Source organism: Asaia sp. SF2.1 (assembly GCF_000505765.1).
Lineage (GTDB): Bacteria > Pseudomonadota > Alphaproteobacteria > Acetobacterales > Acetobacteraceae > Asaia > Asaia bogorensis.
The window spans coordinates 7,770-12,885 of the sequence record NZ_AYXS01000010.1; the positions used below are offsets into that span (position 1 = coordinate 7,770).

The window sequence follows — 5,116 nt, forward strand, 5'->3', positions numbered from 1 at the left end:
CGGCACTGGCCAGTACATGCGCGGCGGCCTGCTGTTCGTCTGAAAGATGGGGAGGATGAAAAGCAGGATCCGGCGTGGCAAATAGCGGTGCCGAAACCAGAGGGACCTCCTGCAGCAATCCGGCTGCCGCCAGCCCCCGCAGGACAGATGACGAGACGCCGGTCTTTTCCGTCAGGCTTGCCGTGGAGAGGGGAACCTCACTGACGGCCTCCAGCACCGACTGGCGCGCCTGCGTCATGCGCAACCCTGCCGGGTCAGCCTGCCCTCTGACCCAACCGAGTTGAACCTTTGTGGGCATGGTGTGACGGGCGCGAATGGCCATGGCAAGCACAAGGCCGGGCGGCGTCAGGGTATAAGCGGCCAGCCAGTCGATAAACCGCCTGAGATCACCCGGTATGGCAGGCATATCGAGCCGCCCCAGCACCGGCTTGAGGCGTGTGAGCGCAATAGGGCGTGCAGCGGCGGGTGCAAAATCGGCGGGAACGTCGCTTTGCGTGTCCCACACGCAGCCGGTCTCCTGACGTCGCCCGAGCGGCACACTAACCAGATCACCCGGTGCAACTGTGCCTTCAGGCGCAAGATAATCAAGGGCTGTGGGAAAAGGCAGCGGCAGCAGAACGCTGATGCGCACAGCTCTCTCGCCATCTGCCGTCAGCTTCACTAAGCTCGGTTCTGTCATGCTGCCCAAGCGCCCCCTTCTGCCCTGCCCTCTTAGCCGAGACGAGGTCCGCCGTCATGCTGATGCATGAATGTCTCGATTCATGGCTCGACTGGCTGACCCATGAAAAGCGGGCGCGCCCCAACACTGTTCTGGCCTATCGCAACGATGTCGCAACCGCTCTGGCATTTCTGGGCGAGCATCTGGGGCAGGAGCCCGATCTCTCCGCCTTTGCCTCCTTGCGCACGAGCGATTTCAGGGCATGGCTGGCCTATGACACGAACCGAGCCGAGAGTGGAAAAGGCACGCCCGATGGTCGTGCCCGCTCCCGCGCCCGAAGGGTCTCGGCATTACGGTCATTCTATCACTATCTCCATATCAGGCACGGGGTCAGCGCCAGCGCCCTGCGCCAGCTCAAGGCACCAAAGACACGCAAGCGTCTGCCGCGCCCGCTCTCGCGCGACATGGCACGCAGTGCGGCCTCCGATATTGCGGCCCTTGAGCAGCACCCGCTTTGCGCCGCGCGCGACGAAGCCCTGTTCACCCTGCTTTATGGCGCGGGCCTGCGTATCGGCGAAGCATTGGCGCTCGATCTGCGTGACTGCGACCGCGCTGCGGAGTCCGGGTTGCGCGTTACCGGCAAGGGCGGCCGGGAGCGACTTGTGCCGCTTCTGCCAAATGTCCTCAAGGCACTGGCCCGGTGGCGCAGCCAGCACCCCTGCCCGGCCCCGGAGGCGCCGCTCTTCGTGGGGTTACGCGGCAAGCGTCTGCAACCCGCCGTGGCGCGCCGTGTCATGCAGGTCTGGCGCGAGCAGAGCGGTCTGGACAACAGCGCCACCCCTCATGCACTGCGTCACTCCTTCGCCACCCATCTGCTGGAGGGCGGTGCGGATCTGCGCGCCATCCAGGAACTCCTGGGTCACGCCAGCCTTTCTACGACGCAGGCCTATACGCTGGCCGATGAACGCCACCTCCTTGCCGTCTGGCAGGCCCATCCACGCGCAAGGAAATAACAAGAATGATGCGCCCTGTTGCCTTTCTCCTCGCCATCATGCTGGCGGGCTCAGGCCTGTCTCGTGCCCATGCCGGCCCCTGCACGCCCGAACGTATTGCCGACATCCCGCTTCATAATGACGGGCTGTTCCTGAATGCCCCTGTTGTGCTCGATGGACGTCAGGCGCGATTCATTGTCGATACGGGTTCTGAAGGCAGCCTGATCACACCAGAGGCCGCCTCGGCTCTCAAGCTCGCAGCCGATCCGGCGCATCTGACCGTCATACAGGGGCCAAACGGGCGTGGTCAGCTCGCCCCCAACATGATGATACGCGCTCTGTCCATCGGGCTGCTTCCTCTGGGCTCGCGCTCGATACCGCTCGGCGCCCTGCCGGGGCTTCCGGCCCTGACACCCCCGATTGCCGGTCTCATGGGCGTCGATCTGCTGCGCGGGATGGATGTCGAGTTCAATGTACCGCAAAAACGCCTTACGCTATGGCGTTCGCCCTTACGCGACGCACGCTGCCCCATCGCGCCTTCATGGCCTGCCGGTTACACCACCTTGCGGGCCAGGCGCGAAGGGGCCCGTCTGGCGCTGTCCTTCACACTGGACGGTCATGAGGGGCTTGCCTTGCTCGATAGCGGCGCACGCTCTCACATACTCTCACGGCGCTTTGCTCACGCCATGGGCATCAGCGACGATATCCTGCGCCGGGATCAGGGCGGCGTGACAAGCGGTGTGGATCTCAATGCACGCTGGTATCACTGGCATCATTTTCATGAACTGCATCTGCAGGAAGAAAAGCCCGGTACCGGCAATCCGGTGTGGAAAGACCCGGTACTGACAGTGTCCGACATGCGAGACAATGCCGACATGCTGCTGGGGGCCGACTGGTTTGCCCAGCATGATATCTGGATTTCGTTCAGCGCCGGACAGGTCTGGGTGCGTTAACCCACTGCACATCGGGACATATCGAAAGTCGGGGAGTGTTCCGTGGTGGAGCTGAGGGGAATCGAACCCCTGACCTCCTCATTGCGAACGAGGCGCTCTCCCATCTGAGCTACAGCCCCACGGAACGCGTCGGAAGCTACACGGTCCTGTCCCAAAGTCAAGATTCGCCTGCTTTATGGTCGCTCCCGCCACCGGCCAGAGCGCTTGCGCAGCTCACATGTTGTCTCATGGCCCTGCCAAACGCTAAGCTAGGCATTCCATCGTTTTTCAAAGAGACCGGATTTGCTGATCATCACCGTTTACAACATCATCATGATGCTGATTCAGCTCTTCACATGGGCGCTGCTGCTATACTGCGTGATGAGCATGCTGGTGGGTTTCCGGATTCTCGATCCAGGCAACCGCTTCGTTTACAATGTCGTGATTTTCCTTGGTCGCATTGTCGAGCCAGTGCTGAACCCCGTACGCTCGATCCTGCCGCAATTCGGAGCCCTTGATCTGAGCCCGCTCGCCGTCCTGCTGGGGCTCCAGTATCTTGTCGTGCCAGTGCTCAACCGACTGGTTTTTGCCTCACTGCATGGCAGTTTCTAAGGCGCATCGCCAGCGCACCTTGCAATAGCCGGCCATGCAGACGGGCGTATCAGTCACGACCGACCATCGTCGACTGACCGGCCTCCCCGAACCGGAAACTGGCCGGATATTCTGATCCGGCCAATATTGAGCGACAAACCTAGTCGGCAACGTCACTGAGTTCGTGCCAACCGAGCTTGGCCGACAGCAATGATGCCGTGTGGCGCACCTGAGGGGCCAGAGCCTTCATGCGCAGAAGTGGCATCTCGCTAGCCCCACCCGTCACACTGATCGACGCCACAATGCTGCCCGAAGCATCTCGCACCGGCGATGCGACGCAGTGGATACCAATCTCATCATCTTCCAGATCGAACACGCAATCGGTCGAGCGATAGAAGCGCATGCGATTGATCCAGCTCGACAGACCGGCAGGCATATGACGATAACTGGTGCGATACAGACGCGCCCATTCTGTTTCCGACTCATCCAGAATCAGCGCGCGCCCCGTACCCGTGCGTGCAAGGGGGAGGTGCTGGCCTGTCCGGCTACGGACTTCAAGAGGCATACGCCCTTCCAGACGCATCAGATAGATCACGGCGCTGTCTGCACGAACGCCCAGATGGACCATGCGACCGGTTGTCTCACTGAGCGTATGGAGCAGAGGGGTGGCAAGCCCCAGCAGGGGCGTGGCGGCCTGTGCCTGCGTGGTGAGCGAGGTCAGTTTCTCACCCAGACCGTAACGCCCCATGGATTTCAGGCGTAACCAGCCCTGCTGTAACAGGGCTGCTGTCAGGCGCTGGGTTGTGCTGCGTGTGCAGCCAATTTCCAGCGCCAATTCGGAAAGCGTATCGACGCCAGCCTTGACGGCCAGAATGATCGACAGGCCACGCCCCAATGTCTGGGTACCCTGGGGCCAGTCTTTATCCGAATATGCCACATGCCGCTCCATGTTCTTTGAACGGTGCCTTGGACTTTGAAAGGGCTTCTCGTTCGCTTTTGAGACTTTTTATTGCTCCGCAAGGGAGGCATAGAAGCATCTCATAGCGTTATTCACGGGCGAATAAACACTTATCTTCGTTTTCTGGTCACATCTATGTAATCAAGACGAAGACAGTTCCGATTTTCTCTTAAATCAATGTTTATAGGGAGGAAGCTTTATCTGGTAAAGTGTTGGCCAGTATTTTCCGGTGACGAATAATCTATCATTCTCGTGATCGTAGGCGATGCCATTGGGCACAGCATCCGGATCATCCAGACCAACTTCTTCTTCGAGATTCGTCAGATCGACCCATGACTTCACTTGACCCGTTTCGGGATCGATCCTCGCGATTTCCGGAGTCATCCATATATTCGCCCAGATTTCTCCATGAATATATTCGAGTTCATTCAGTCTGTTTACTGGAATACCATCGGCGGTTACACACAACTTCCCGACGACATGTAATGACACAGGGTCAAGATGCTTCAGACAAGATGTTCCGTCTGAGAGAATCAGTGTCTTGTCATCATGGGTCAGGCCCCAGCCTTCCCCCGTATAATGGAATCGCCCCCGCAGCGTCAGTGACGGGAAACTCCAGATGTAGCCGCTCCCACTACGCCATGTGACGCTGATCAGCCGATCCTGCCAGTCCACAATGCCCTCACCGAAATGCCCATCCGGCACAGTAGCCTGTGCGAGGGTCTTGCCTGTCTCCAGCGAGACCCGTCGTATGACCGATCGGCCTGAAAGCCCTGTGCTTTCGAACAGCGCACCATCTCGATAGAACAATCCCTCGGTAAACGCCGAAGGGTCATGGGGAAAACGGGCGATAATCTGCGCTGGTTCGACAGGCGGACTGGCAAGGCCAGCAGGCGCGAACAGACAGGCTGTCATTGCCAGGCCGGAAAACGAGGCAATACAGACAAGTAACAGGCGCATGGGAGGGCTTTTCGCTGGCGGTTTC

General features: G+C 59.8%; 5 protein-coding genes, 1 tRNA gene and 1 pseudogene. 3 read left to right on the forward strand and 4 right to left on the reverse strand.

What is annotated here, in order from left to right:
- Nucleotides 1-679, reverse strand: a pseudogene (locus P792_RS38490) (primosomal protein N'); the annotation flags it as partial.
- Nucleotides 680-735: 56 nt separating this feature from the next.
- Between P792_RS38490 and P792_RS25915 the strand changes: the two are divergent.
- A complete protein-coding gene (locus tag P792_RS25915) occupies nucleotides 736-1,671 on the forward strand; it encodes a tyrosine recombinase XerC (RefSeq protein ID WP_023978237.1) in 936 nt (311 codons plus the stop codon).
- Nucleotides 1,672-1,676: 5 nt separating this feature from the next.
- Nucleotides 1,677-2,603: a retroviral-like aspartic protease family protein gene (locus tag P792_RS0118465; RefSeq protein ID WP_031240426.1), complete on the forward strand. Its 927-nt coding sequence runs from the start codon at nucleotides 1,677-1,679 to the stop codon at nucleotides 2,601-2,603.
- A gap of 43 nt (nucleotides 2,604-2,646) precedes the next feature.
- Here P792_RS0118465 and P792_RS25920 read toward each other — a convergent pair.
- Nucleotides 2,647-2,722, reverse strand: a tRNA-Ala gene (locus P792_RS25920).
- Between the two features lie 163 nt (nucleotides 2,723-2,885).
- Between P792_RS25920 and P792_RS25925 the strand changes: the two genes are divergently transcribed.
- Complete coding sequence (locus P792_RS25925) at nucleotides 2,886-3,194, forward strand: YggT family protein (protein ID WP_307723612.1); 309 nt, start codon at nucleotides 2,886-2,888, stop codon at nucleotides 3,192-3,194.
- 139 nt (nucleotides 3,195-3,333) lie between these two features.
- Here P792_RS25925 and P792_RS25930 read toward each other — a convergent pair whose 3' ends face one another.
- Both P792_RS25930 and P792_RS25935 read right to left on the reverse strand, forming a co-directional pair.
- On the reverse strand, nucleotides 3,334-4,110 hold the full coding sequence (locus P792_RS25930; RefSeq protein ID WP_200863465.1) for an IclR family transcriptional regulator: 777 nt from the start codon (nucleotides 4,108-4,110) through the stop codon (nucleotides 3,334-3,336).
- A gap of 195 nt (nucleotides 4,111-4,305) precedes the next feature.
- Nucleotides 4,306-5,116: glutaminyl-peptide cyclotransferase (locus P792_RS25935; RefSeq protein ID WP_235075425.1), on the reverse strand; the 811-nt coding region annotated here is incomplete at its 5' end.

Excerpts from the sequence above, each read along its gene's own strand:
- P792_RS25915 (WP_023978237.1), top strand. The coding sequence starts at position 736 with ATGCTGATGCATGAATGTCTCGATTCATGGCTCGACTGGCTGACCCAT.
- P792_RS0118465 (WP_031240426.1), top strand. The coding sequence starts at position 1,677 with ATGATGCGCCCTGTTGCCTTTCTCCTCGCCATCATGCTGGCGGGCTCA.